The following is a 25,603-nucleotide window of genomic DNA, read 5'->3' on the forward strand; positions in this document are numbered from 1 at the left end:
GCTTCGCTGCACTACGCCTTTTGGGCAGAGTTGGCGCCCTCGATATCGGCTGGCGCCGTGGCCGGGGCCAAGCCTCACGGGGCTGGCGAGGGAAACTGCAGTTCGCCCTGCGGGCCGAGCATGCGGAACGGGAGCGAGACCAAACGCATGTCGGCATTGCGCTGGATTGCGAAATGCAGGTGCGGCGCGGTGCTGAAGCCGGTATTGCCGGATGCGCCGAGCCGCTCGCCGATGCATAGCGCCTGGCCCGGGCGCACGGCCACGCCGTCGGGCGCCAGGTGGGCATAAATGGCCATGCTGCCATCGGCGTGCAGCACGCGCACCAGGTTGCCGCCGCCGGCTGCGGGGTCGTTCGGGCTGTTGTCGACGACATCGCGCTGCACCTGCATGACCACGCCGTCGCGCGCTGCCAGGACCGGCGTGCCCGGCGGCATTGCGAAGTCGACCGCGTACCAGTTGGGCGGATCGGCATGGCTGAAGTGTCCGCCAAAGCCCTGCGCAACCTGCACCGGCACGCCGCGGAATGGCAGCTGATAGAGCACGGGCTGCGGGGTAGCCCGCAGATCGCCCGGCACCACGTCGAGCATGAGCCCAAGCCCGCCCAGGGTGCGCTGGTTGCTGGCTGGATACAGCCGGGTCACTAAGCGGCGCTCATGCGCGGCCAATTCGAACGTCAGCGGCAATTGCGGCACGGCGCGGTAATCCTCGCTGGGCGGTGCGCTAAGGCGCAGTTGCGCCGGCCCGGCCACTGGATTGGTGACCCAGGCCAGGTAGACCGGGGCCTGCCATTCCAGTTGCAGCGCAGCGCCTGTACCGATGGCGGCCGGCGCGGATTGTGAGGGCAGTGACTGCGTTGCGGCAACGCCGGGCCAGTGCCAACGCCAACGCTGCTGTGCGTCTACCGGGCGGGCGCAGGCCAGTAGCAAAACGAACGTCACAATCAAGGCCGACAGGGCAGTGCGAGGCACGAGGTGAGGCACGCCATCGACTCAAACAAAAGGGGCGCAAGTATGCGGCCCATCACCGGTCGGAGTGGTATCGAATGAAAATATATCTTTCCATCCGCATGAAGAGATTGACATTGCAACAATCCGCTGGCATCTTGACCTCACCATCGAGACCGGCGGAGGGACAGGCCCTTTGATGCCGGGGCAGCCAGCGAGCGCGCAAGCGTCCGCGTTTGGTGCCAAATCCTGCGGGGACCCCGCGTCCGCCGAAAGATGGTTCGAATCGTGCCTTGTGCACGTCGAACGCGAGCTCCGCGAAGCTCGATGGCCGATCCACCCTGGATACCGCCATGAGCCTCGTGAATACAGCATCGCCGTCTACCAACGATTTCGACATCCCCGCCACCAGCGATCAAGCCATCACTGCCGTGCGCGGCGAACTCGTCATCGCTTTGCCGATGCGCCACGCCGGCATGCGCGAGTTGCGGCTGCGCTATGAATTGATCGGCGCGACTAATGCGCCGGTGGTGTTCGTGGCTGGCGGCATTTCTGCGCACCGTCATCTGGCCGCCAGTGCGCTGTTTCCCGAGAAGGGTTGGGTGGATGGGCTGGTCGGTAGCGGCCGCGCGCTGGATCCTGCCGCGCGGCGTCTGCTGGCCTTCGATTTTCTCGGCGCCGATGGCAGCCTGGACGCGCCGATTGATACCGCCGATCAGGCCGATGCGATCGCTGCGTTGCTGGACGCGCTAGGCATCGGACGTTTGCACGGTTTTGTCGGCTATTCCTACGGCGCGCTGGTTGGATTGCAGTTCGCCATCCGCCATGCGGCCCGCGTCGGCACTCTGGTTGCAGTGAGCGGTGCGCATCGCGCCCACCCCTATGCCGCAGCCTGGCGTGCATTGCAGCGCCGCGCGGTGGCGCTGGGTCAGCTGCAATGCGCGGAACATCATGGCCTGGCGTTGGCACGACAGTTCGCCATGCTCAGCTACCGCACGCCGGAAGAATTCAGCGAGCGCTTCGATGCGCCGCCGGAAGTGATCAATGGCCGCGTGCGCGTGGCCGCCGAGGACTATCTGGACGCCGCCGGTGCGCAATACGTGGCGCGTACGCCAGTCAACGCGTATCTGCGTCTGTCCGAATCCATCGACCTGCATCGCATCGACCCCGCGCAGGTGCGCGTGCCCACCGTCGTGGTGGCGGTGGAGGGCGACCGCCTGGTGCCGCTGGCCGACATGGTCAGCCTGGTCGAAGGTCTGGGCCGGCGCGGCAGCTTGCGCGTATTGCGCTCGCCATATGGCCACGACGCCTTTCTCAAAGAAATCGACCGCATCGACGCAATTCTCACTACCGCCCTTCGCAGCACCGGAGAAACCGCATGAGCTTTCGTGACCCCACCGACGCCCCCTGTACTGCTGCCACTGCCGCCGTGCGTGCCGGTATCGACCGCGATACCGCCTACGGCGCGGTGACCCCGCCGATCGTGCTGTCGTCGAATTTTTCGTTCGATGGTTTCGGCAACAAGCGCCAGTACGACTACACCCGCAGCGGTAACCCGACCCGCGACCTGCTCGGCGAAGCGTTGGCCGAACTGGAAGGCGGCGCGGGCGGGGTGATCACCTCCACCGGCATGGGCGCGATCAATCTGGTGCTCAATGCGCTGCTGCAGCCCGGCGATACGCTGGTGGTGCCGCACGATGCGTACGGCGGCAGCTGGCGCCTGTTCAATGCGCTGGCCAAGAAAGGCCACTTTGCGCTGATCACCGCCGACTTGACCGACCCGCGTTCGCTGGCCGATGCGTTGGCGCAGTCGCCCAAGTTGGTACTGATCGAAACCCCGTCCAATCCGCTGCTGCGCATCACCGATCTGCGCTTTGTCATCGAAGCTGCAAAGAAGGTCGGCGCGTTGACGGTGGTTGACAATACCTTTTTGTCGCCGGCACTGCAGAAGCCGCTGGAGTTCGGTGCCGATGTGGTGCTGCATTCCACCACCAAGTACATCAACGGCCATAGCGATGTGGTGGGCGGTGCGGTGGTGGCGCGCGACGCGGAGCTGCATCAGCAACTGGTGTGGTGGGCCAATGCGTTGGGCCTGACCGGCTCGCCGTTCGATGCCTTCCTCACCCTGCGCGGGTTGCGCACGCTGGACGCACGTCTGCGCGTGCATCAGGAAAATGCCGATGCGATCGCCGAATTGCTGGATGGGCATACGGTAGTGAATCAAGTGTATTTCCCGGGGTTGGCGTCGCATCCTGGCCATGCGCTGGCTGCGCGTCAGCAGAAGGGTTTCGGCGCGATGATGAGCTTCGAGTTGGAAGGCGGCGAAGCGGCAGTGCGCGCGTTCGTCGATGGCCTGCGTTACTTCACCCTGGCCGAATCGCTGGGTGGGGTGGAAAGCCTGATCGCGCATCCGGCCTCGATGACGCATGCGGCGATGACCGCCGAAGCGCGTGCAGCAGCCGGCATTTCCGATGGCTTGCTGAGGCTGTCGATCGGGATCGAATCGGCCGAAGATCTGCTGATCGATCTGCGCGCCGGTCTGGCCCGCGCAGAAGCCACCTTGACCCCCACCAACCGTAAACAGGTCGACGCGTGAGCACGGTGCTGCCTGTTTCGCGCCGCGCTCTGGTCGCTGCGGTAACGCCCACTCCGCGGCTGGCGTTGCTGGGCACCGGCACCGTGGGGCGCGCCTTCGTGACGCGCTACACCGCGTTGCAGCAGCGCCAACTGCGTTTGCCGCGCTTCGATTGGCTGGCCAATTCGCGTATTGCGCAGGATTGCGGTGTGAGTGCCGAGCAGGCGTTGCAACAGGCCAATGCCGCACCGCGTGGGCAGGCGGTCTTGCAGCCGTGGGCAGAAACTACCGCGCTGCGTGCCGGCGATGTGTTGGTAGACGCCACCGCCAGCGATGTTGTCGCCGATTGGCATGTCAAATGGTTGCTGCGCGGTGTGCATGTGGTCACCGCCAATAAACTGGGCCAGGGCACCGCGTTGTCGCGTGCGCAGGCGCTGCATGCTGCGCGTCATGCCAGTGGCGCGCATTACGGCGACAGCGCCACCGTGGGCGCCGGGTTGCCGGTGTTGAGCAGCGTGCGTGCGTTGGTCGCAGGCGGCGATAACATCCATTCGATCGAAGGCGTGTTGTCTGGCTCATTGGCATGGCTGTTTCATTGTTACGGCGGCAGTGCTGCGTTTTCCGATTGCGTGCGCGAGGCGATGGCGGCCGGTTATACCGAGCCGGATCCGCGCATCGATTTGTCGGGCGAGGATGTGCGGCGGAAGTTGCTGATCCTGGCGCGCGCCGCGGGTTGGCAGCTGCAAGCCGAGCAGGTGCATGTGGAATCGCTGGTGCCGGCCGCCATCTCCAAGCTGCCGCTTACCGAGCTGGATGCGCAGTTGGGCGCGCTGGATGCAGTGGTGGGCGCACGTTTGCAACAGGCGCGTGCGGCAGGACGTTGCCTGCGCTTCGTTGGACGTGTGGATGCACATGGGGCGAGCGTGGGCTTGCGCGAGTTGGCGCTGGATCATCCCTTGGCCGGCGGTGCCGGTACCGACAATCGGGTCGCGATCAGCAGCGACCGGTATCGCGCACAGCCGCTGTTGATCCAGGGGCCCGGCGCCGGTGCCGAAGTGACTGCGGCGGCGCTGCTGGATGATGTGTTGCGTATCGTGGCTGGGTGATGGGTTGAGCGATGAGCGGCTGAGCTTTGCAGGCAGCTGCTCCCGTCGGCGGGACAGGCGATTTATTGCCGATCTCCTTGTCGCGCAATAGCACTGGGCAAAGTGCTTTAGTCGTAAACGGACGGCCATCGGGTTGTACTGGAAAGCCTGCACTCGGCGATCTAGAAGTTGAGCCGCTGTTTTGATAACTGCAGAACACATGCTCTTTTGATCTGTACTTTGTTGCTTGGCGCGGACGTGACTGCGGGTAAGCACCGCGGTGTCGAGCCGCAACCCTCCTATATTGCGGTTGCGGCCATGCACCAGCGGTGACACTGCAACTGCGTGGCACGTTCAACTCCATGAAACGCCGTTATTGCGCAATCGCCTTCAACAAGGCCGCATTGAATCGCTTGGGGTCCTGCACCTGCGGCGAATGCCCGAGGTCGGCGAATTCGACCAGCGTCGCGTTTGGAATGGCCGCAGCCGCGCGCTTGCCCAGCGTGGGGTAGTCACCAACGCGCGCCTTGACCTCCGGCGGTGCGGTGTCCTTGCCGATCGCAGTGCGGTCCTTGAGGCCGATGAACAGCGTAGTGGGTACCGTGAGCTTGGGTAGCTCGTACACCACCGGCTGGTTGAACACCATGTCGTAGGTCAGTGCCTGATTCCAAGCCACCGCCTGCTTGCCGGGCCCCAGCGACATGCCGGCCTGCATGCGCGCCCAGCGTTCGAACTCCGGCTTCCACTGGCCGGCGTGATAGACCTCCATCTGATATTTCTTGATCCGCTCGAAGCTGATCTTCAGCTCGTTGTCGTACCAGGCGTCGACGCTGCGCCACGGAATGCCTTCGGCCTTCCAGTCTTCCAGGCCGATCGGGTCGACCAAGGCGAGGTGTTCGGTGCCCTGCGGATACATCAACGCGTAGCGGATCGCGAGCATGCCGCCCATCGAATGCCCGATCACCACCGCATGCTCGATACCTAGTTTTTTGAGCAGCGCGTGCGTGTTGTCGGCTAGCTGGGCGAACGAAAACTGATACGCCGCTGGCTTGCTGGATTTGCAGAAGCCCACCTGGTCCGGCGCGATAACGCGATAGCCAGCCTTGCTGAGTGCTGCGATGCTGTCTTCCCAGGTCGCAGCGCAAAAGTTCTTGCCGTGCAGCAGCACTGCGGTGCGCCCGTTGGGCTTGCCACTGGGCGCGACATCCAGATAGGCCATTTCCAGCGGCTGCTGTTGCGAGGTGAAGGCGTAGGTCTTGACCGGATAGGGATAGCCGAAGCCTTCCAGGCGCGGGCCGTAACTGCGTTTTTGTGCCATCAAGGGGCCGCAGACCATGGCGAGGGCGAGGGTGCAGACAAGCTGTCGCATTGCGATCTCCATCGGAATCCAGCCTTCGACGGTACATGCATGTGTGTAGCGGCGACGTACAACTCGATTAGGCATGCTGTAGCGCGCTACAACTTGGGTCAGTTCGTCGCATCGCCAGGCGGGGGTTGCCTACACATGCGTTTGAGCGAAATGTTGTCCATTTGGCAGAGCCGTTGCAATGAACGCGTTTTCGTAGCAGAGCGCGCTGCTGTCAGTAATGCGCGCTCTGCGTGCGATCAATGAAAGCCAGGCAATGCGCGCTCAGCATTCAATGACGTTTACCGCCAAGCCACCGCGGCTGGTTTCCTTGTACTTGTCCTGCATGTCGCGGCCGGTATCGCGCATGGTTTTGATGACCTTGTCCAGCGAGACCTTGTGCTTGCCGTCGCCGCGCATGGCCATGCGGCTGGCATTGATGGCTTTCACTGCGCCCATCGCGTTGCGTTCGATGCATGGGATTTGCACCAAGCCGCCGATCGGATCGCAGGTCAGGCCCAGGTTGTGTTCCATGCCGATCTCCGCAGCGTTTTCGATCTGACCCGGGTTGCCGCCAAGCGCGGCGACCAAGCCGCCGGCGGCCATTGAACAGGCCACGCCCACTTCGCCCTGGCAGCCGACTTCGGCACCGGAAATCGAGGCGTTTTCCTTGTACAGGATGCCGATGGCAGCAGCGGTCAGCAGGAAATCGAAAATGCGTTGTTCCGATGCACCGGAGCAGAAACGGTCAAAGTAATGCAACACCGCCGGGATGATGCCGGCCGCGCCGTTAGTTGGCGCGGTGACGACACGGCCGCCGGCAGCGTTTTCTTCATTGACTGCGAGTGCGTACAAGTTGACCCAATCCAGCGTCGTCAACGGATCGCGCATGGCCGCTTCCGGCTTGGAAGAGAGTTCGCGGTACAGCGCTGGCGCGCGCCGCGAGACATTCAGGCCGCCGGGCAAGGTGCCTTCCTGACGGATGCCACGCTCCACGCAGGACTGCATTGCATTCCATAACTCGCGCAGGCCTGCACGGATCTCGTCTTCGCTGCGCCAGCTCTTTTCGTTTTCGAACATCAGTGCGGCAATGCTCAGGCCGCTGCGCGCGCACTGCGCCAGCAGTTCGTCGCCACTGAGGAACGGGTAGGGCAGCGGCGTTTCGTCGGCCACGATGCGATCGTCGGCAGCATCGTCCTGGTTGACCACGAAGCCACCGCCCACCGAGTAGTAATCACGTGTGGCGATCACCGCTTCATCGGCATCGTAGGCGCTAAAGCGCATGCCGTTGGTGTGGTACGGCAGCTTCTGCCGCTTGTTCATCGGCAGGTCGCGCTTTTCGTCGAAGGCGATCTCGTGCTGGCCCATCAAGCTGATGCGCTTGCTGGTGCGGATGCGCTCCAGCGTGGCCGGGATGATGTCCGGGTCGATCAGGTTGGGGCGGTGGCCCTCCAGCCCGAGCAGCACCGCCTTGTCGGTGCCATGGCCGCGGCCGGTCAGGGCGAGCGAGCCGAACACTTCGGCGCGGATACGTACCACTTCCTGCAGGCGCCCGGCATCGAGCAGCCAGCGATGCACAAAGCGCTCGGCGGCGCGCATCGGCCCCACGGTGTGGGAAGAACTCGGACCGATACCGATCTTGAACAGGTCGAACGTGCTGACAGCCATGCGTGCCGAAGAGGTGAGCGTAAAGGCGGCTATTCTAGTCGTTCGGCGATTGCGGCACGGCTGCAGCGCAGCATGAGAGCTCGGCGGATGCCCCTGACCTTGTTTCAACGCGACGATTGCCACCTGTGCGACCAGGCCGTGGAAGTGCTGGCGCAGGCGGGCGCGGGCGATTTCGACAGCGTGTTTATCGACGACGATGCGGCGCTTGAGGCCGCTTATGGCGCACGTGTGCCGGTGCTGCGCGATGCCGGCGGGCGCGAGCTGGAGTGGCCGTTCAATCATGTCGGCCTACGTGTTTGGCTGGATGGATCAGTGGTGCCGGTGAGGTGACCACTCCAGAGTGGCTCGCCGGCATTGCGAATGGTGCGTTTGCACTGATGCCTGCAGCGCGGATGCAATGAAGTAGGGCTTCAGATGCCAGTGTCACCTCGCAAGGCACGCCGTCGTGGTCGCCATCCATCTGCGTGCTTGGGCAATGCTGCAGCACGTATTGGGCATCGGCGCAGGAGCTCATCTGTGAAAAGTGGGTGCGCCCGCCGCAACTGAACTGGCTGGCGGCGGCAGGTGCAGCTGCTGGACGGGCAGGCGAGGCGAGCAGCTCCGCTACAGTTGCAGGCGTCAGTACTGCGCTCAGTGTGGCGCGCTGTTGAAATGCAAAGGCGCCTCCACCGAGGACGGCCATCACGACCAAGACCTTGCTCAGCCCGATCCGCCCCTGCCTAATTCTTCGTGCGACGTATTGCTTCGCGTCGCGATGTTATGTCTGGATGCAGGTGTTCCTGCGCGCACGATGCGCACCGCACAGGTGCGTGCGTCTGTACCGGGCTTGGTCTCAAAAGAGAGCGCCTCACCGATGCGCGGCGCTTCGAAGCCGCGCGGGAACGCGGAGATATGCACGAACTGATCATCTCCGGGCTGGGCAGGGGTGATGAGGCCGAAACCGCGATCGGTACTCCAGCGGGTCAAGGTTCCGTGTGTGCGCATCGGCAGCGTCCCTGAAGTGAGCCGAGAGTCTAGCTGTCCTTCGCTGTCACTCGACCCGCGGGCACAAAAAAGCGGCGGACCCGACGAGGTAGTCCGCCGCTCAGTGGCTGCGTCCGGTTGCGGCCTGTGGCGTTACTTCGCCTTCAACACGACCTTGGTGCTGATCGCGGTTTCGTTGGGAATGGTCTTGGTGTCGGCCCAGTCGCCGCCGCCTACGCCGAAGTCCAGCCGCTTGACCACGGCCTTGCCCGCCAACACCGGCTGCGCGCCGGGCGTCCAGGTAAAGGTCAGCGTGACCGGCTTGCTAACCCCGCGCAGTTCCAGGGTGCCGTCTGCGGCGTATTGGTTACCGCCCAGGGCACGGAACTTGTCGGCGCGATAGCGCGCAGTGGCGAACTTGGCGACGTTGAAGAAATCCGGGCCCTGCAGGGTGGAATCGCGGTCGTTGTTGCCACTGACCGCGCTGGCCAGCGGAATGCGCACGTCGAGCTTGGCGCCGGCAAGATTGGCCGGATCGAAACTCAGCGTGGTGTCGAAGCCGGGGAACTTGCCGGTAAACACTTCGCCGTCGTACTTGCTGGCGAATACCAGGCTAGAGCCCGGCGCCTGCACGTAATCGGCGGCCAGTGCCGGCGCCGCGGTGAACGTGGCAACCAGCGAGGCCGCGACCAGCATCGGAGAAACAAACAACTTGGACGACATGGGAAATCCTTATGGTTTGGGAGAGAGCCAGCCGCGCGGCAACATCCGCGCCAGGGTGGCATCACGCTGGAACAGGTGGTGGTAGAACGCAGCGCCGGCATGCGCCAGCACCACGGCAATCAGCAACCAGAAGCCCCACTCATGGATGAAGTGCGCGTTGGCGCGCAGCTGCTCGTCCGGCGGGCTGAGCTTGGGCACATTGAACAGGCCGAACCAGCGGAACGGCCGCAGGCCGCTGGTGGAGTCGTACAACCAGCCCGATAGCGGCATGGCGAAGATCATGGCGTACAGCAGCCAGTGGGTGAGCCCGGCGATGCGCTCCTGCCAGCGCGGCGTGCCGGCGACCGGCGGCGGTGCGCCCGCATACATGCGCCAGCCCAGCCGCACGATCACCAAGGCCAAAACCGTCAAGCCCACTGATTTGTGCGCGGTGTAGACCCAGAAGTATTTCGGCGTCTTGGGCAGCTCGCCCATGGTCAAGCCGACGATGCCCAGGGCCAGGATCAATAATGCAATTAACCAGTGCAGAGTCTGGCTGACACCACCCCAGCGTTCGACATTCTTCAGGCTCATGTTCCCGATTCCTTGCTGGCGGCAGTGTCCGGCGTCGTGGGCGCGGCTTGCGGCTCGGGCGTCTCGTCGTCGGCCCGACCTTCGCGCACAGCTTCGGCTTCGATGCGCAGTTCGACGCTGTCGCCGATCATCGATTTCCACGCATCGATCCCGAACTCGGAACGGCTCAGCGTGGCGGTGGCGGAGAAACCGGCGGTACGGCGGAACGGCGGGAGTGGATGGCGCTTGAGCGCGTTGAGGGTGACGTCCAGGGTGACCGGGCGGGTGACCCCATGCAGGGTCAGATTTCCGGTGACCTTGGCATGGTTTTCGCCGCTGGCCTCCACGTGCGTGGAGACGAAATGCGCGTCGGGAAAGCGCTCGGCGTCGAGTAGGTTGCGTGCCAGTGTGGCCTCGTTCCACTTGGCATCGCCCAGGTCTGCCCGGTGCAGCGGCACGGTGACATCCAGCCGGGCAGCGGCCCAGTCGTCCGGGTCGAAGACCAGTGTGCCGCTACTTCCGGAAACGGTGCCCAATGCTTTTGAAAAGCCAGCATGTTCCACCGCGAACAGCACCCGGGTGTGCACCGTATCCAGCGCGTAGCGCACCGGGGCGGCGGTAGCGACCAGGCTGGTCAAGGCCAGGGCGGGAAGAAGCAACAGGCGGGCGAGGGTCGTCATAGGCGGATTCTAGACACATCCCGACAAGGCGCGCTTGGCTTGCGCTCGCAACGTTCCGTTGCGAGGATGCTGGCTGGACGTGGAAGGGATTCCCACATGCGTGTGTTCATTGTTGTACTGGCCTTGTTGTCGGCGATTTGGCCGTGCGCGGCAAAGATTCCGGAAGTGCCGCGCTTTCGGATCGTGGGACCCAGCGAAGGATTGCCTTCGACGATGGTGATTGCCATCAGCCAGGACCGCGCCGGTTACCTGTGGCTTGCAACGTTCGATGGTCTGGTGCGTTACGACGGCGCGGGATTCAGGACCTGGCGTCACGATCCGGCCGACCCTGCATCGTTGCCCTGCAATGCGGTGCAGGCATTGCATATCGATGCGCAGGACCGGGTCTGGGTGGGCTGCGGCAAGACGTTGAGTGTCTTGGATGCCGGCCGCAGTCGCTTTCGTCATTATCACGCTATCGACTACCCACTGCTGAAGAACGGCGAGATCTTCAGCATCGCCACATTCGATGGCGCTATCTGGGCCGGCACCACCACTGGTGCGCTTGTACGCATCGATGCCAGCGGACGGATGTCGTCGGTGAATCTGGGCGAGCTAGAAGGCGCGCTGGATCAGGCCATGGTCATGAATCTGACGGTGGATGATCGGCACCGCCTGTGGATCGGTACCAGCAATGGCCTGGCCTATTACGACGGCAAGCGACTGCGTCGCCAATACATACCGGACGAACCGAACCGGCAGTCGGCCATCTTCGGTTTGCAGTGGGCCGGCGACCGTTTATGGCTGGGAAGTGAGTCGGGAGTGCATGTGCTGCGGGCAGACGGTCACTGGCAGCCGCTTGCCTGGTCAACGATGTTTGGTCCCGGCAACGAGTTCTGGGGCGCAGTGGCGGCGCCGGATGGCGAATTCTGGCTGGGCAGCGGACGCGGTCTGTGGCGCACGCGTGGCGAGCGTCCGCCGGTGCCGGCCCTCAGCGGCGATGGGCCATTGTCGCGCCGCAACGTGGTCGGTTTGATGGAGGCGGCCGATGGCGGGCTGTGGGTGCCCATGCATGGCACCGGCCTGGGCTATCTGCCGGCAGACTGGAAACGCAGTGCCGTGCTCAAGCCCGCGGTGCCAGCGGGCGATGCAGTTTACTGCAACCTGGCGCCTGCCCAGCGCTCAGGGGGCTTGTGGCAGGTCGATGCGCAGGGGCAGCTATTGCGCCTGGATCCCAGCACCGGCGACTCGTTTCAGACAGGCCTGCAGTCGCCCCATCTCAAAGGGATGGAGTTGGTATCAGCGCTGGAAGATCGTCTGCAACGCCTGTGGCTGGGAAATTTGAGTTTTGGCCTGTCGCGGATGGATCTGCGCACTGGTGAGTTCATTCATTGGCCGTCCGATGGGCCCGAGCCTGCCTCGGCGTTGTCGCCGCCGGAATGGATCTCCGAGCATGGCGACACCGTGTGGATGGCCTTTATCGATATGGTGCAGCAGCGCGATCTGCGCACTGGCAAGGTCTTGCAGCGGATTACCCAGCAAGACCTGCATGGCCTGCGTGCAATCGATACACAACAGCTGGAGCAAGGCCCCGACGGACGCGTATGGGTGGCCGGCGAGGGTGGCATGTTCGCGTGGGACGATGCGTCAGGCCGCTTCGTGCCGGTGGCAGGTATGGAAGGAGCGCAAATCCAGGCATTTGCCAGCCCGTCTGCGGAGACGGTCTGGGTATATCGGGCTTCCGGTGCAGAGCAATGGCAAAAGGTTGCAGACCGCTGGAAGCGGGTCCGTCAGGTAGGCGAGGCGGATGGGATGAGCGGGTTCGATGCCTCTGCCATGCAGATCGACCCGCATGGCCGTGTCTGGATATCCAGTCTGCGCGGACTGTGGCGGATTGACCCCTCGGTGCATCCGGCGCGGGTCCGCAATATCGGCACGCGCGACGGGTTGACGAGTCAGGAATTCATCCAGCATTGCCTGTTGATGTCCGGCGATACGTTGATTGGTGCAACCAGCGACGGCTCTACCGTGCTGCTGGATACGGCGATGCCGGATGTTGCACCGTTCGTCCCGGCGCTGCAGCTGGAACATGTCAGCGTGCTGCGTAATGGCGCACGTATCGACCTGCCAATGGATCGCCCGTTCCAGCTGGGCCCGGAGGACCGCCAGCTGCAGGTCGTCAGCCGCTTGTTGTCGTACAGCGACCCGCTTTCCAATCGATATCGCAGCTTCCTGAAAGGTTTTGACGCGGACTGGCAAACCACCGGCAACTCGGGTATCCGCGAATTCGCCAGCCTGCCTGCTGGAAATTATGAGCTCGCGCTGCAGGGCATCGACCCGCTGGGCAATCGCTCGCAGGTCCGTTCGCTGCAATTTTCGGTCAGGCCGCCCTGGTGGCGCAGCGATATCGGTATTGCGCTGATCTGTTTGTCGGGATTGCTGTTGAGCGCCTTGCTGGCTGCGGCTTATCGCCGGCGTATTCGTATGCGCGCGCAATGGCAGCTGGCGCAACACAAACGCGAGTTGGCAGAGCAGGCGTCGCTGGCCAAGACGCGCTTTTTGGCCACGTTGGGCCACGAGGTACGCACGCCCATGACCGGCGTATTGGGCATGAGCGAGTTGCTGCTGCAGACCCCGTTGGATGGGCGTCAGCAAGGGTATGCGAGCGCGATCCAACTGGCCGGTAAGCACTTGCTGCGTCTAGTCAACGATGCGCTGGATTTGGCCCGGATCGAAGCCGGCAAACTGCCCCTGGATTACCGCGATTTCGACCTGCGTCAATTAGTCGGGCAGGTGGTGGAACTGGTGCGCCCGAGTGCCGAGCAGAAGCAGCTGGCCTTCCACTGCGCGCTTGACGATGCATTGCCGCCGGCCTTGCATGGCGATGCCAGTCGCGTGCAGCAGATCCTGCTGAATCTGCTGTTCAACGCGATCAAGTTCACTGAGCGTGGAAGCGTGCACCTGCGTGTTGCGGCACTGCCCGAGCACACGCAGCAGGGCATTCGTGTGGAAGTGCGCGACACCGGGCCGGGCATGAGCGCCGAGCAGCGCGGGCGGCTGTTCCAGCGTTTCGAACAGGCCGAAGGCGCGCTCACGCTTGCGCGGCACGGCGGCAGTGGCCTCGGGCTGGCCATATGCCGCGAACTTGCGGCGGCGATGGGCGGCTCAGTGACGGTCATCAGTGAGTTGGGACAGGGCGCGTGTTTCGTGGTCGAGCTTCCGCTGCGCTGGGTGTCCACGTTACCCGCTGTCACGCCGTCTGCAGTGCGCACAGCCCCGCTGCACGAGCAGGCGCCGTTGCAGTTGCTGCTGGTGGAAGACGATGCGACCGTGGCGCAGGTGATCGTTGGCCTGCTGCAAACGCGGGGGCATGACGTCACCCATGTATTGCACGGTCTTGCGGCGCTGGCCGAGGTCAGTACGCGCAGTTTCGATGCAGGTTTATGCGATCTGGATCTGCCCGGTCTGGACGGCGTAGCACTGATAGCGCAGTTACGCGCGCGCGGTGTGCGCTTCCCGATTGTGGCGGTGACCGCGCGTGCCGACGCCGATGCCGAACCGCAGGCGATGGCCGCCGGATGCAACGGTTTTCTGCGCAAGCCGGTCACGGGCGATTTGCTGGCGCAGGTGTTGGCGCGGGTACTTGCTGATGTCGATGATAAAAAGAGCGACAGTGAGGCCGGCGGCGTGTAGGCCGACGTGGAAGGCGATGCGAATGCGCACCAGGCCTAAGGGCGCTGGCACTGTTTGCTCGGCAGTGCAGAAAAAAACGGGAAGCCGCCAACCCGAACAATGTCACGTGGGCGCAGGCAGCTGCGGCATGGTCCGGCCATGATGTGGTCGCCCGCTGAGCTGGCGGCGATCAGCACTAGAACCAGCGCCGCGCTGCCAGCCACTCTCTGGAACCAATGACTGCTGTGTACCGGGTACAGTGCAGTCCAAACAGGGGCGCGCATGCGTGCACAGGCGGCGATGGGACAAGGATGACGATGAAGAATGTGCTGTTGTCGGTGCTGGCCGTGCTACTGCTGTCGATCGGCCTGGATGCGGTGGCGGTGAACCAGATCGAGACCCCGCACATGCGCCGGTTCGGTGCGGCCGAAGGCCTGCCCTCACGCATGGTGCTGGCATTGGCGCAGGACCGGCAGGGCTATATCTGGGCGGCGACCAGCGATGGCCTGGCGCGCTACGATGGCATCGGGCTGCAGGTATGGCAGCACGACCCGCATGTCGCCAGTTCGATCCCGGGCAACGAAGTAGAAACGCTGTTTGTCGATGATCGCGACCGGGTGTGGGTTGGCGTCAATGGTTCGCCACCGAGCATGCTGGATGCGGCGCGCATGTCATTTACGACGTTTCCGGACGTCGGCACGGCGTGCGATGCGCAGGTCTGGGCGCTGGCGCAGGCACAAGGCGCGATCTGGATCGGAACCAGTAGCGCCGGAGTTTGCCGGCGCGAAGAAAATGGACGGGTGACGGCGTTCCGTGCCACCCCCGATGCGGCGGATGGACTGCCCAGCAACACCATCATGAGCATGGTGACCGATGCACGCGGCCGGCTGTGGATCGGCACCGATCGCGGGTTGGTGATGCGCGACGGAGAGCGCTTCGTACGCATCGCGCCTGACCGATTGAGCACGACTGTCTTCAAGCTGAGCAAGGATACCGACGGTACGTTGTGGGTCGGGACCAGCAAGGGCTTGTACAGGGTGACACCGGCTGGTGTGCTCGCGCCTGCGCCTTGGGCAGGGTCCGATATCGTACGTGCCGCCACCGTGGTGCACGATGTGCATGGCGGCTACTGGATTGGTGCCGCCGACGGGCTCTTTCGGGTGGCGCCCGGGGAAGCCGCACTGCGCGTTATGGAAGGTGATCGTGGCAGCGGCTTTCTTACCGCACGTAGTGGCGTGCTTGATGTGACGCAGGACCGCCAGGGTGGGCTATGGCTCGGGCTGATTTCGCAAGGCGTCGCGTATCTGTCACCGGATTGGCGGCGGTTCTCCACCATTTTTGCAAGCCAAGGCAAGCCTCTTGAGAGCTTGTACTTGGTCAACGCCGTCGCCGATGGCGGCAGCTTTCTGGTAACGACTGGCGAAGGTGTGTACCGGCTGGGTAATGACGGTGAGCTGGTCCCCGTACTACACAGCGATGCATTGGGGGGCGGTACCGTGCAGTCGGTGCTACCGGCCGGGGACGGTAGTCTGTGGATCGCGCTGCGCGATGGCGTTACACGCTATACCCCAGCGACCGGTCAGAAACAAATGCTCGCGATGCAGATTGGCACTTCCGCCACGCATCGGGTGGAGCTGATGACGCCAGGCATCAATGGCGAGTTCTGGGTTTCGATCGTGGAAGGTGGCGTACAGCGACGTGCTGCGGATGGGCGACTGCTGGCGACCTTCCACTTCGGCAGCGATCTCAGTGAAGTGGGCGGCATGGTGCAGCAACTGACGGTGCGCCCAGATGGCGCCGTCTGGGTCGCAGCCGGTGACGGTTTGTGGCTCTGGCAGGGCGAACGCTTTCGCGCTGTGATCAAGGACGCCAGTCATGAAGTCTATGCGCAGGCCTTCGTTTCGCCACATGAGTTCTGGGTTGGGCGTCCCGGTGCATTGGAGCGCTACGGCTGGGACGGGCAGCAGGCACGCCTGCTGGAGCGGATTGGGCACGAGCACGGTCTGCCATCTACCGAGATACGTGGTCTGGCATTAGGCGGCGCCGACACCGTATGGGCCACCACCTCGCGCGGCCTGTTTGCGTACAAGCGCGGCCAGCCGCAGGTACGCCGCTTCGGTCAACGCGACGGCTTGCCAGATAGTGAGTTTTCGATGCGTCCACCGGCCATCGGTCCCAATGGCCAGGTGCTGGCGCTGACGACCAGCGGCATCGTGTTATTCGATCCATCGCGGCCGTTCGCACCGGCGCCGATGGCGCGTCTAGTGATCGAGTCGGTGCAGGTGCGGCGTAACGATGCCGAGCGTCCGCAGACCATTGCGCACAAGGATGCGGTGATTCTGCAGGCGCGCGATCGCGATCTGCGCATCAGTGCGCGGCTGTTGTCGTTCGTCGATCCCGCCTCCGCGCATTATCGTTATCGTGTAAATGGCTACGACGAGCGCTGGGTGGAGCAGGGCGCCAGCGGCGAGCGCGTGATCTCGCGGTTGCCACCGGGCCATTACCGCCTCGACGTGCAGGCGCGTGCCGGCGATGGCGACTGGGTCGCCGCACCAGCGCTGCAATTGGAAGTCCGGCCGCCGTGGTGGTTGAGCACGGCGGCGCAACTGGCGGCGGCAGCGCTATGCATGCTGCTGCTATCTCTTGGCATCTGGGCCAGAAAAAAACGCGTGCGGCGGCAACAGGAATGGGTGCTGGCGCGGCAACGGCAACAGCTTGCCGAGCAGGCGTCGATCGCCAAATCGCATTTCCTGGCAACGCTCGGCCACGAAGTGCGCACACCCATGACCGGCGTGCTGGGCATGAGCGAGCTGCTGCTGGCCACGCCGTTGAATGCCAAGCAGCGCAGCCATGTCGATGCGATCCGCAATGCCGGCACGCATCTGCTGCGGTTGGTCAACGATGCACTGGATCTGGCGCGCATCGAAGCCGGCAAACTGGAACTGATGCAGCAGCCGTTCGATCCCGCGCAGCTCACTCAGGAACTAGCCGATTTCATGCATCCCATCGCCGACGCCCGCGGCTTGCGTTTCCAGTATCGCAATCGGTTGCCCACCCAGCTGGTCGTGTTGGGCGACGCCACGCGCGTGCGGCAGATCCTGATCAACCTGCTGGGTAATGCAATCAAGTTTGCCGAACGCGGTGAGGTGTCGCTGACCCTGAGCCAGCACGGCGAAACGCTGCGCTTCAAAGTGCGCGATGCCGGGCCGGGCATCGGGCCGGAACAGCAGAAGCGCTTGTTTCAGCGTTTCGAGCAAGGCGAGGGCGCGCGCACCAGCTCGCGTTACGGCGGCAGTGGGCTGGGCCTAGCGATCTGTCAGGAACTCACCGTGGCGATGAAAGGCCAAATCCGCGTGCGTAGCCGGCTCGGCATCGGCACCCAATTCTCTGTGGACCTGCCCTTGCCGATCGATCGCTCCGGCACGCGTATCGCCACCGGCCAGGTGCAGGCGCTTGTAGGTGAGACGCTGCGCATCTTGCTGGTGGAAGACGACCCGACCGTGGCTGAGGTAATCAGCGGCCTGTTGATCAATCGAGGCCATCGCGTGGTGCATGCCGCGCATGGGCTGGCGGCATTGTCGGAAGCGGTGGACGGCGGTTTCGACGTCGCGCTACTGGATTTGGATCTCCCCGGGCTGGACGGCTTCGCCCTGGCATCGCAACTACGCCAGCTCGGTCACCGCTTTCCGCTGCTGGCAGTCACGGCACGCGTCGACAGCGCCGCCGAAACCCGGGCGCAGGCAGCCGGCTTCGACGGATTCCTGCGCAAGCCGGTCACCGCGGATTTGCTGGTGGAAGCGATCGCGGCTGCGCGCGATGTGGCAAATACATGACCGATAGTCGCTGATGGCACTGCATCAGGGGATTTCAGTGAGGCAATGCATGCTTGCTCACGCACGGCGCGCGCCGCACTATGCGGCGACCTGCAGTGAAATTTTTATGTCACGCCTACGTCTTTGTCCCGCTTTCGGTCGCCACCTTGCTGCAATGTGGTTGGTTCTATTGATCACCGCGGTGCCCGTGCTTGCCTCCGCGGCAGTGCCAACCACTCCTGTGCCGGTCCAACTCACTGTGGCCGACGGTCTTCCGTCCAACACAGTGAACGACTTTGCCGAGGACAAAAATGGCTACCTATGGCTGGCAACTGCCGATGGCCTGGCCCGGTTCGATGGGCGAAGTTACCGCATCTGGCGAATGGAGGACGGGTTGACAGACAATTTTGTCTGGGCTTTAAAAGTCGATGTTGACGACGGACTATGGGTCGGCTTCGATAATGGTGGCGTGGGTGTTCTGGATCCTAAGCAGCGTGCATTTAAGCGTTTGGAAAGCGCGCAGTTTCCTGAGCTTAGGCGCATCACCGTATGGGCGATCGCGCAGACGCCCGACGGCGATCTATGGTTTGGAACGGCAAGAAACGGGCTTTATCGCCGGCGGCCGGATGGCCGAATGCAGCACTTTATATCTGTGGCGGATGATTTACATAGTTTGCCGGGGAATAATGTCAATTCCTTACAGGTCACGCCGGACGGATCGCTGTGGATCGGCGGTAACTCAGGCGTTGCGCGCTGGACAGGGAAGAGCTTTGAGCGTGTGCGATTGGCTGGGGGCGTACAAGCTGTCAACGGAATGCGGCTTGATTCGCACGGAATTCTCTGGATTACTGATACGAATTATCACCTATATCAGTTGAATTCACGAGGGCAGTTTGTAACGCAGCCTTGGCATAAAAACGAAAAAGATCGACGTGTTTTAGGTATGTTTTTGCGTGATCGTGTTGGGCGCTATTGGTTGGATACGATGGCGGGTTTGGGGGTCTCGGATGGGAAAAATGTCGTTAATGTGCCGATTTACAGCCTCTCGGCGCACGGGCTTGTAAAGCCTAGCTGGTCAAGTGCATACCAGGATCGCGAGGGTGGGCTATGGTTCGCTAGCCTTAATGGTGGTCTTTGGCATTTACCTCCTAACTGGAGCACCTTTGCGGTACTGTCTTATCACGCAGATGATCGTCAATCGATTTCCAATCCTATTGTAAATATTTCGGCAGTTTCTGCATCTGGTGGAATGTGGATTGCCGGGACGCGTGGCGTTCTTGAGCGCTTGAATCCAGCTAATGGGGCGCTTGAACGTCATCTGCAGCCAATTTATGAATTGCGCTGGCCAACGTCTCTGATTGAAAGCAAAAGCGGATACGTCTGGATAGGGCTGCCTTATTCGCTTGTCCGCTATGATCCTCGTACTAAGCAGCGGAAACGCTGGCCGCTTTCTACCAACTCGGCATCGGTGGGTTACGACAGTCCAGAACGCCTGGCAATGGATGCACAGGACCGGCTGTGGATTTACACAACTAATACCGGATTGCAGATTCGCGATGAAGAGGGACGACTGATTCGAGAAATAGCACAAGGCACTCATGGCCTTGATACGTCGAACGTCTACGACCTTAGGCTTGGTCCCGATGGGGAAATGTGGCTAGCCAGCTCAACTGGCTTGAGGCGCTGGGATCCAAAAGCAAACACTTTTGTCACGGTACAAGGCGCGCCTTCCTCAGCGAATTATGTAGTCGGTTTCACCGACTCAGGTGTCGTATGGATCGGACTGATGGGCGAGCTGCGGCGCTATCTCTGGGATGGCACGAGCCTTACCCATCTGGACACCATTGGCGGAGCGCAGGATTTCCCCATGGTGGCACCGAACGGGCTTGTAGTAGATGCCGCGGGCGTGGCCTGGGTGTCGAGTGCGCGCGGTCTGATCAGGGTGGACCCCGCTAGCAAAATGGTGCGGATCTACGGGGTGCATGACGGGCTTCCCAATCAAGAATTTCTGGGAGGCACGCTTGTCCAAGCAACGGGTGGGCAGATTCTAGGCGGGACGCCTGATGGTGTTGTGCTGTTTGATCCAGCCCAAATGCGTCCTAATACACGCCAACCACCCCTGTTGATTGAGCGTGTGGGGATACGTCGTGGCGAGCGCGGACTGGATGTGACCGGCGTGGAGCCGCTACAACTGCAGGACGGCGATCGCGACCTGCATATCGTGGCGCGAATGCCCACGTTCACCAATCCCGAATCGACAAGTTATCGCTTCCGTTTGAGCGGCTACGACCCGGATTGGATCGATGTGGGGCCCAGTGGCGAACGCTTGTTCTCCCGCCTGCCGGCCGGTCGTTACACGCTGGAAGTGCAGGGGCGCACTGCCGACGGTATCTGGTCGGCAAGCCAGACTTTGCGTTTTCAGGTGCTGCCAGCATGGTGGCTTTCGCCGTGGGGTTTAAGCCTGCTGGCCTTGCTGACCTTGTGCGTGATTGCTGCGGCCATCTTGTTGTACCGCCGTCGCCTGCGTCGCTTGACTGCCTGGCAGCTGGCGGTGCACAAACAGGAAGTGGCCGAGCAGGCGTCCCTGGCCAAGACCCGATTCCTCGCAACGCTCGGCCACGAAGTGCGAACGCCGATGACCGGCGTTTTAGGTATGAGCGAACTACTGCTCAAGACGTCGTTGGATACCAAGCAACGCAGTTACACCGATTCCATCCGCCGCGCGGGCGCGCATCTACTACGGCTGGTCAATGATGCGTTGGATCTGGCGCGCATCGAATCCGGCCGTCTGGAACTGGATCTGCAGCCATTTTCGGTGCGTCAGCTCTTGACCGAAATCGAAGCGTTGATGGCGCCATTGGCACAGGAACGCGGCCTGCGTTTCAGCCAGGAAATCGGACTGCTCGGCGACATCACCGCCAGCGGCGATTGCACCCGCATCCGGCAGATCTTGCTCAACCTGCTCAATAACGCGATCAAATTCACCGAGCGTGGCGTGGTCGGTTTGAAGTTGACGACGCTCGGTTCCTATCAAGGGCTGCGCTTTGAAGTGGCCGACACAGGGCCCGGCATCAATGCCGAACAGAAAGCGCGCCTGTTCCAGCGCTTCGAGCAGGGCGATGGTGCCAGAACCACCTCACGCTACGGCGGCAGTGGTCTGGGGTTGGCGATCTGCCAGGAGCTGGCGATGGCCATGGGCGGGCATATCGAGGTGATCAGCCGGCTCGGTTCGGGGACGCGCGTTGTGGTGGATCTGCCGCTGCGTTGGGTGACCTCCAATGCCACACTCGATGGCGAGCCAACCCCTGCCGATATGGCCGTCGAACCGCAGCGTATCTTGCTGGTGGAAGATGACCCGATCATTGCGGAGGTCATCATCGGCCTATTGCGCTCCCAGGGGCATTCGGTCGTGCATGCGCCGCACGGCCTGGCGGCGTTGACCGAGGCGGCCGACAACACTTTCGATCTGGCATTGCTGGATCTGGATCTGCCTGGGCTGGATGGTTTTGCGTTAGCGCGGCAACTGCGCGTGTTCGGCTACGAGATGCCGTTGATCGCCGTGACCGCACGCTCCGATGAAGCCGCCGAACCGAATGCAGAGGAAGCAGGCTTCGATAGTTTCCTGCGTAAGCCACTTACCGGCGACATGCTGGCCGACACCATCGCCGAGGCGTTACGCGGCAAGCGATAACATGCTGTGCGGATGCCTTGTCATCAACGCTAGCGCTAACTGGGCGGCATGCGGTGCGCTCCTTCAGCCGCGGGCTGTCGAACCGCGATGCAGCTCGTGATGATGTCGAAAGGCCAGACAGTGGTCTCAGTGAAATGCGCGGTTGGGCTCGCTGTTCGCGACCACTGCGGCATGGAGCGGCTTACCAATGACGCGACCGCAACCTCTTGAAAGCAGAGCGCAGACGCAGCCGCACGCACAGCTGCGGGCTTGCCCGCACCGCGTGTGGCCCGCACTATGCGCCGACTTGTTGTGAAGTTGATCCGGTGCGCCTTCTATCCCGCTTGCCCCATTGGCTACTCGTTGTGCTCTGGGTGTGCCTGTGTCTGGCAGTGCTTCCAGTGCAGGCGCGTACGCCAGCGACACCGGTGCCCATTCAGCTGACGATTGCCGACGGACTGCCGTCCGACACGATCAATCAATTGGCCGAAGACAAACAGGGGTATCTGTGGCTTGCCAGCGATGATGGGTTGGCCAGGTTCGACGGCCGCAATTACCGCATCTGGCGGATGGAAGATGGCCTGACCAGCAATGTGGTCTGGACCATCTGTGTCGATGCCCATGATCGGGTGTGGATGGGCTTCGAAGATGGCGGCGTTGGCTATCTGGAAGCGAACACGCGCACGTTCAAACGGCTGGAAGATCCGCATTTCCCGGAACTGCGCGACGCGACCTTGTGGTCATTGGCACAAACGCCGGACGGCGATATCTGGATCGGCACCGCCAAGCAAGGCCTCTATCGGTACCGTCCCGACGGACGCATGCAGCACTTCTCTGCCAAGGCCGGTGATCCGGCGAGCTTGCCGTCCGACAACGTCGTCGGTCTTGAGGTTGCGCCCGACGGCGCGCTGTGGATCGGCACCTGGGGCGGGCTGGTGCACTGGGATGGTCGACGCCTGGAGCGCGTACCGCTGCCCGGCCCGTCCCAGGCAGTCAACCGGTTGTACAAGGAGCCCGACGGCAAGGTGCTATGGGTTGCCGATTTTGATGGCAATACGGTCCAGTTCAACACTGTTGGGCCGCACGCGCCTCGTCCCTGGCACAGCCTCACGGCCAAGCCGCAGGTCAAAGGCGTGCTGTTGCGCGATCGGGTTGGGCGCTATTGGCTGGATACCGACACCGGCCTCGGGATGAGCGCCAGCGGCGGCGTCGAACGCGTGCCGGTCTACAGTTTTTCAGCCCACGGTCTGGTCAACCGGAATTGGATTACCGCTTACGAGGACCGCGAGGGAGGACTGTGGTTCGCCAGTCTGGAGGGCGGGCTGTGGCATCTGCCCCCGCGTTGGGACACCTTCGCGCTGTTCTCGCACCGCGCGGATGATCCGCAATCTCTCGCCAATCCCTCGGTCGTTGCGACAGCACCTTCGCGCACGGGCGGCATCTGGCTGGTCGGTACACGCGGTGCGCTTGAGCACTTCGATCCGGTCACCGGCCGCATCGAGCGACATCTGGCCCCGGTCGATCCAGAGCGCATTCCCGACACCGTCATTGAAAGCAAACTGGGGACTGTCTGGATCGGTGTACAGGGCGCGCTGGTTCGGTACGATCCGCGAACAAGCCAGGTCAAGCGTTGGCCGCTGCTCAAGCACCTGCAACATCCCGCAGCCGACCCCGAGATCGCCGGCAGGCCGGGCAGGATGGCCGAGGATGCGCAAGGACGCATCTGGGTCGCATTGCTGACGCACGGGGTGCAACTGTGGAGCAGCGAGGGCCAACTGCTCAGAACGATCGACTATGGAAGCCACGGGCTGAAAGCGCTGACCGTCCTGGATATGCGGATCGGCCCGGATGGACAGATTTGGCTGAGCAACAATGCCGGGCTGTGGCGATGGGACCCGCATGCCGACCAGTTCGTTGCCGTGCGTGGTGCGCCGTCCCTGCCGACCTATGTGTTTCGCCAGGCCGATGGGGGCATCGTCTGGGTTGGGTTGGCCGGAGAACTCCGGCGTTATCTCTGGGACGGCAAGCAGCTCACGCTTGTGGATACGGTGGGGAGGGACCAGGAGTTTCCGAAGGTCTCGCCGACCGGCCTGGTGGTCGATGCCGGCGGCGTGGCCTGGGTTTCCAGTCATCGTGGCCTGATTCGGGTCGACCCCGGCAGCAAGCTGGTGCGTGTGTACGACGTGCACGATGGACTTCCCAGCTCGCCCCTGCAGGTGGCGACCTTGGTGCAGGCAAACACGGGGCAGATCCTGGGTGGCACATCCGATGGCATCGTGGTGTTCGATCCAGCGACGATGCGCCCAAATTTACGTCGGCCGCAGCTGTTGATCGAACGCGTCAGCCTGCGACGCGGTGAGCGCGAGCTGGATGTCACCGGCAAGACCCCGCTGCAAGTGCAGGACGGCGATCGCGACCTGCATATCGTGGCGCGAATGCCCACGTTCACCAACCCCGAATCGACGAGTTACCGCTTCCGTTTGAGCGGCTACGACCCGGACTGGGTCGATGTGGGCTCCACGGGCGAGCGCCTGTTTTCACGCCTGCCTTCAGGTCATTACACATTGGAAGTGCAGGGGCGCACGGCCGATGGCATTTGGTCGGCAAGCCAGACGCTGCGTTTCCAGGTATTGCCGCCGTGGTGGCTGTCACCGTGGGGTTTGAGCTTGCTGGCCTTGCTGACCTTGTGCGTGATTGCTGCGGCCATCTTGCTGTATCGGCGCCGGCTGCGTCGCTTGACTGCCTGGCAGCTGGCAGTGCACAAGCAGGAACTGGCCGAGCAGGCGTCTTTGGCGAAAACGCGATTCCTGGCAACGCTTGGCCACGAAGTGCGTACGCCGATGACCGGCGTGTTGGGCATGAGCGAATTGCTGCTCAAGACCTCGCAAGATGCCACGCAGCGCAGCTATACCGAATCGATCCGTCGCGCGGGTGCGCATCTGTTGCGGCTGGTCAACGATGCGCTGGATCTGGCCCGCATCGAATCGGGCCGGCTGGAACTGGATTTCGAGCCATTTTCGGTGCGTCAACTCGTGGCCGAGGTCGAAGCGCTGATGGCACCGTTGGCGCAGGAACGCGGCCTGCGTTTCAGCCTGGAAATCGGGCTGCTCGGCGACATCACCGCCAGCGGTGATTCCACCCGCATCCGGCAGATTCTGCTCAATCTGCTCAATAACGCGATCAAATTCACCGAGCGCGGCGTGGTCGGTTTGAAGTTGACCACGCTCGGCTCCTATCAAGGCCTGCGTTTTGAAGTGGCCGACACGGGCCCGGGCATCAATGCCGAACAGAAGGCGCGCCTGTTCCAGCGCTTCGAGCAGGGCGATGGTGCCAGAACCACCTCCCGCTACGGCGGCAGTGGTCTTGGCCTGGCGATCTGCCAGGAGCTGGCGATGGCGATGGGCGGGCATATCGAAGTGATCAGCCGGCTGGGTGCGGGGACCCGCTTTGTGGTGGATCTGCCGCTGCGCTGGGTGGCATCCAATGCACCGCTGGGCGGCGAAGTGGCGCATGCCGGCAACGCGGTCGAACCGCAGCGCATCCTGCTGGTGGAAGACGACGCAACCATCGCCGAGGTCATTATCGGCTTGTTGCGTGCGCAGGGGCATTCGGTCGTGCATGCACCGCACGGCCTGGCGGCGTTGACAGAGGCGGCCGACAATGCCTTCGATCTGGCGTTGCTGGATCTGGATTTGCCCGGGCTGGATGGTTTCGCCTTGGCGCGGCAACTGCGCGTGTTCGGCTACGAGATGCCGTTGATTGCCGTGACTGCACGCTCCGATGAAGCCGCCGAACCGAACGCACTGGAAGCCGGCTTCAACAGCTTCCTGCGCAAGCCGCTCACCGGCGATATGTTGGCCGACACCATCGCCGAGGCGCTGCGGCGTGCGAGCCCGCGCGACGGTATCTAGCCGCCACCGACACGTGACGGTGCG

Annotated in this window: 16 protein-coding genes and 1 riboswitch; of the genes, 8 read left to right on the forward strand and 8 right to left on the reverse strand. The window is 63.0% G+C overall.

Annotated features, from left to right (window positions below; genetic code table 11):
• Window positions 1-74: 74 nt before the first annotated feature.
• On the reverse strand, window positions 75-980 hold the full coding sequence (locus KWO_RS06800) for a M23 family metallopeptidase (protein ID WP_026113171.1): 906 nt from the start codon (window positions 978-980) through the stop codon (window positions 75-77).
• 128 nt (window positions 981-1,108) lie between these two features.
• A riboswitch (SAM riboswitch) is annotated at window positions 1,109-1,227 on the forward strand.
• Between the two features lie 70 nt (window positions 1,228-1,297).
• Between KWO_RS06800 and metX the strand changes: the two genes are divergently transcribed.
• From metX to KWO_RS06815, 3 genes are read left to right on the forward strand one after another with little or no spacing between them, the layout of a single operon-like run.
• Window positions 1,298-2,326: a homoserine O-succinyltransferase MetX gene (gene metX, locus KWO_RS06805; protein ID WP_010368736.1), complete on the forward strand. Its 1,029-nt coding sequence runs from the start codon at window positions 1,298-1,300 to the stop codon at window positions 2,324-2,326.
• Entirely contained in the window at window positions 2,323-3,540 is a 1,218-nt protein-coding gene (locus KWO_RS06810) for an O-succinylhomoserine (thiol)-lyase (protein ID WP_010368737.1), read from the forward strand. The genes metX and KWO_RS06810 overlap by 4 nt, the downstream gene beginning before the upstream one ends.
• Complete coding sequence (locus KWO_RS06815; RefSeq protein ID WP_010375934.1) at window positions 3,537-4,625, forward strand: homoserine dehydrogenase family protein; 1,089 nt, start codon at window positions 3,537-3,539, stop codon at window positions 4,623-4,625. The genes KWO_RS06810 and KWO_RS06815 overlap by 4 nt, the downstream gene beginning before the upstream one ends.
• 352 nt (window positions 4,626-4,977) lie before the next feature.
• Here the strand turns inward: KWO_RS06815 and KWO_RS06820 are convergent, their stop codons facing one another.
• Both KWO_RS06820 and KWO_RS06825 read right to left on the reverse strand, forming a co-directional pair.
• Window positions 4,978-5,985 (reverse strand): alpha/beta fold hydrolase, encoded by a 1,008-nt coding sequence (locus KWO_RS06820; RefSeq protein WP_010375932.1) that lies wholly within the window; start codon window positions 5,983-5,985, stop codon window positions 4,978-4,980.
• A gap of 249 nt (window positions 5,986-6,234) precedes the next feature.
• Window positions 6,235-7,617, reverse strand: coding sequence for an L-serine ammonia-lyase (locus KWO_RS06825; RefSeq protein ID WP_010368746.1), 1,383 nt, complete (start codon window positions 7,615-7,617; stop codon window positions 6,235-6,237).
• An 87-nt stretch (window positions 7,618-7,704) separates the two neighbouring features.
• Here KWO_RS06825 and KWO_RS06830 point away from each other — a divergent pair, with 87 nt between their 5' ends.
• Window positions 7,705-7,947 carry a glutaredoxin family protein gene (locus tag KWO_RS06830; RefSeq protein WP_010368748.1) on the forward strand — a complete coding sequence of 81 codons (243 nt, stop codon included), beginning with the start codon at window positions 7,705-7,707 and terminating at the stop codon, window positions 7,945-7,947.
• On the opposite strand, the gene KWO_RS23380 is transcribed toward KWO_RS06830, so the two are convergent.
• From KWO_RS23380 to KWO_RS06855, 5 genes are all read right to left on the reverse strand, one after another.
• The gene (locus KWO_RS23380; RefSeq protein ID WP_010375930.1) at window positions 7,892-8,299 is read right to left on the reverse strand and encodes an excalibur calcium-binding domain-containing protein; all 408 of its coding nucleotides are present in this window, start codon (window positions 8,297-8,299) and stop codon (window positions 7,892-7,894) included. The genes KWO_RS06830 and KWO_RS23380 overlap by 56 nt on opposite strands.
• A gap of 17 nt (window positions 8,300-8,316) precedes the next feature.
• Entirely contained in the window at window positions 8,317-8,601 is a 285-nt protein-coding gene (locus KWO_RS06840; RefSeq protein ID WP_082320244.1) for a cold-shock protein, read from the reverse strand.
• Between the two features lie 132 nt (window positions 8,602-8,733).
• The gene (locus KWO_RS06845; protein WP_010375928.1) at window positions 8,734-9,303 is read right to left on the reverse strand and encodes a YceI family protein; all 570 of its coding nucleotides are present in this window, start codon (window positions 9,301-9,303) and stop codon (window positions 8,734-8,736) included.
• A 9-nt stretch (window positions 9,304-9,312) separates the two neighbouring features.
• Window positions 9,313-9,876, reverse strand: a complete 564-nt coding sequence (locus KWO_RS06850) for a cytochrome b (RefSeq protein ID WP_010375926.1) — start codon at window positions 9,874-9,876, stop codon at window positions 9,313-9,315.
• A complete protein-coding gene (locus KWO_RS06855; RefSeq protein ID WP_010368757.1) occupies window positions 9,873-10,535 on the reverse strand; it encodes a YceI family protein in 663 nt (220 codons plus the stop codon). Before KWO_RS06855 ends, KWO_RS06850 begins: the two co-directional genes overlap by 4 nt.
• 96 nt (window positions 10,536-10,631) lie before the next feature.
• Between KWO_RS06855 and KWO_RS06860 the strand changes: the two genes are divergently transcribed.
• The 4 genes from KWO_RS06860 to KWO_RS06875 all read left to right on the forward strand — a co-directional run bounded on the left by KWO_RS06860 (window position 10,632) and on the right by KWO_RS06875 (window position 25,579).
• On the forward strand, window positions 10,632-14,207 hold the full coding sequence (locus tag KWO_RS06860) for a hybrid sensor histidine kinase/response regulator (protein WP_017113326.1): 3,576 nt from the start codon (window positions 10,632-10,634) through the stop codon (window positions 14,205-14,207).
• Window positions 14,208-14,503: 296 nt separating this feature from the next.
• Window positions 14,504-18,019, forward strand: coding sequence for a ligand-binding sensor domain-containing protein (locus KWO_RS06865; RefSeq protein WP_017113327.1), 3,516 nt, complete (start codon window positions 14,504-14,506; stop codon window positions 18,017-18,019).
• Between the two features lie 154 nt (window positions 18,020-18,173).
• The gene (locus KWO_RS06870) at window positions 18,174-21,689 is read left to right on the forward strand and encodes an ATP-binding protein (protein ID WP_017113515.1); all 3,516 of its coding nucleotides are present in this window, start codon (window positions 18,174-18,176) and stop codon (window positions 21,687-21,689) included.
• A 344-nt stretch (window positions 21,690-22,033) separates the two neighbouring features.
• On the forward strand, window positions 22,034-25,579 hold the full coding sequence (locus KWO_RS06875; protein ID WP_026113168.1) for a hybrid sensor histidine kinase/response regulator: 3,546 nt from the start codon (window positions 22,034-22,036) through the stop codon (window positions 25,577-25,579).
• Window positions 25,580-25,603: the final 24 nt, after the last annotated feature.

Origin of the sequence: Xanthomonas vasicola pv. musacearum NCPPB 4379, assembly GCF_000277895.2 — a bacterium.
GTDB lineage: Bacteria > Pseudomonadota > Gammaproteobacteria > Xanthomonadales > Xanthomonadaceae > Xanthomonas > Xanthomonas vasicola.

What these genes read in the sequence shown, in the direction of transcription:
- metX (WP_010368736.1), top strand. Translation starts at nt 1,298, where the DNA reads ATGAGCCTCGTGAATACAGCATCGCCGTCTACCAACGATTTCGACATC.
- KWO_RS06810 (WP_010368737.1), top strand. Translation starts at nt 2,323, where the DNA reads ATGAGCTTTCGTGACCCCACCGACGCCCCCTGTACTGCTGCCACTGCC.
- KWO_RS06820 (WP_010375932.1), bottom strand. Translation starts at nt 5,985, where the DNA reads ATGGAGATCGCAATGCGACAGCTTGTCTGCACCCTCGCCCTCGCCATG.
- KWO_RS06855 (WP_010368757.1), bottom strand. Translation starts at nt 10,535, where the DNA reads ATGACGACCCTCGCCCGCCTGTTGCTTCTTCCCGCCCTGGCCTTGACC.
- KWO_RS06860 (WP_017113326.1), top strand. Translation starts at nt 10,632, where the DNA reads ATGCGTGTGTTCATTGTTGTACTGGCCTTGTTGTCGGCGATTTGGCCG.
- KWO_RS06825 (WP_010368746.1), bottom strand. Translation starts at nt 7,617, where the DNA reads ATGGCTGTCAGCACGTTCGACCTGTTCAAGATCGGTATCGGTCCGAGT.
- KWO_RS23380 (WP_010375930.1), bottom strand. Translation starts at nt 8,299, where the DNA reads ATGGCCGTCCTCGGTGGAGGCGCCTTTGCATTTCAACAGCGCGCCACA.
- KWO_RS06850 (WP_010375926.1), bottom strand. Translation starts at nt 9,876, where the DNA reads ATGAGCCTGAAGAATGTCGAACGCTGGGGTGGTGTCAGCCAGACTCTG.
- KWO_RS06830 (WP_010368748.1), top strand. Translation starts at nt 7,705, where the DNA reads ATGCCCCTGACCTTGTTTCAACGCGACGATTGCCACCTGTGCGACCAG.
- KWO_RS06870 (WP_017113515.1), top strand. Translation starts at nt 18,174, where the DNA reads ATGTGGTTGGTTCTATTGATCACCGCGGTGCCCGTGCTTGCCTCCGCG.
- KWO_RS06840 (WP_082320244.1), bottom strand. Translation starts at nt 8,601, where the DNA reads ATGCGCACACACGGAACCTTGACCCGCTGGAGTACCGATCGCGGTTTC.
- KWO_RS06845 (WP_010375928.1), bottom strand. Translation starts at nt 9,303, where the DNA reads ATGTCGTCCAAGTTGTTTGTTTCTCCGATGCTGGTCGCGGCCTCGCTG.
- KWO_RS06865 (WP_017113327.1), top strand. Translation starts at nt 14,504, where the DNA reads ATGAAGAATGTGCTGTTGTCGGTGCTGGCCGTGCTACTGCTGTCGATC.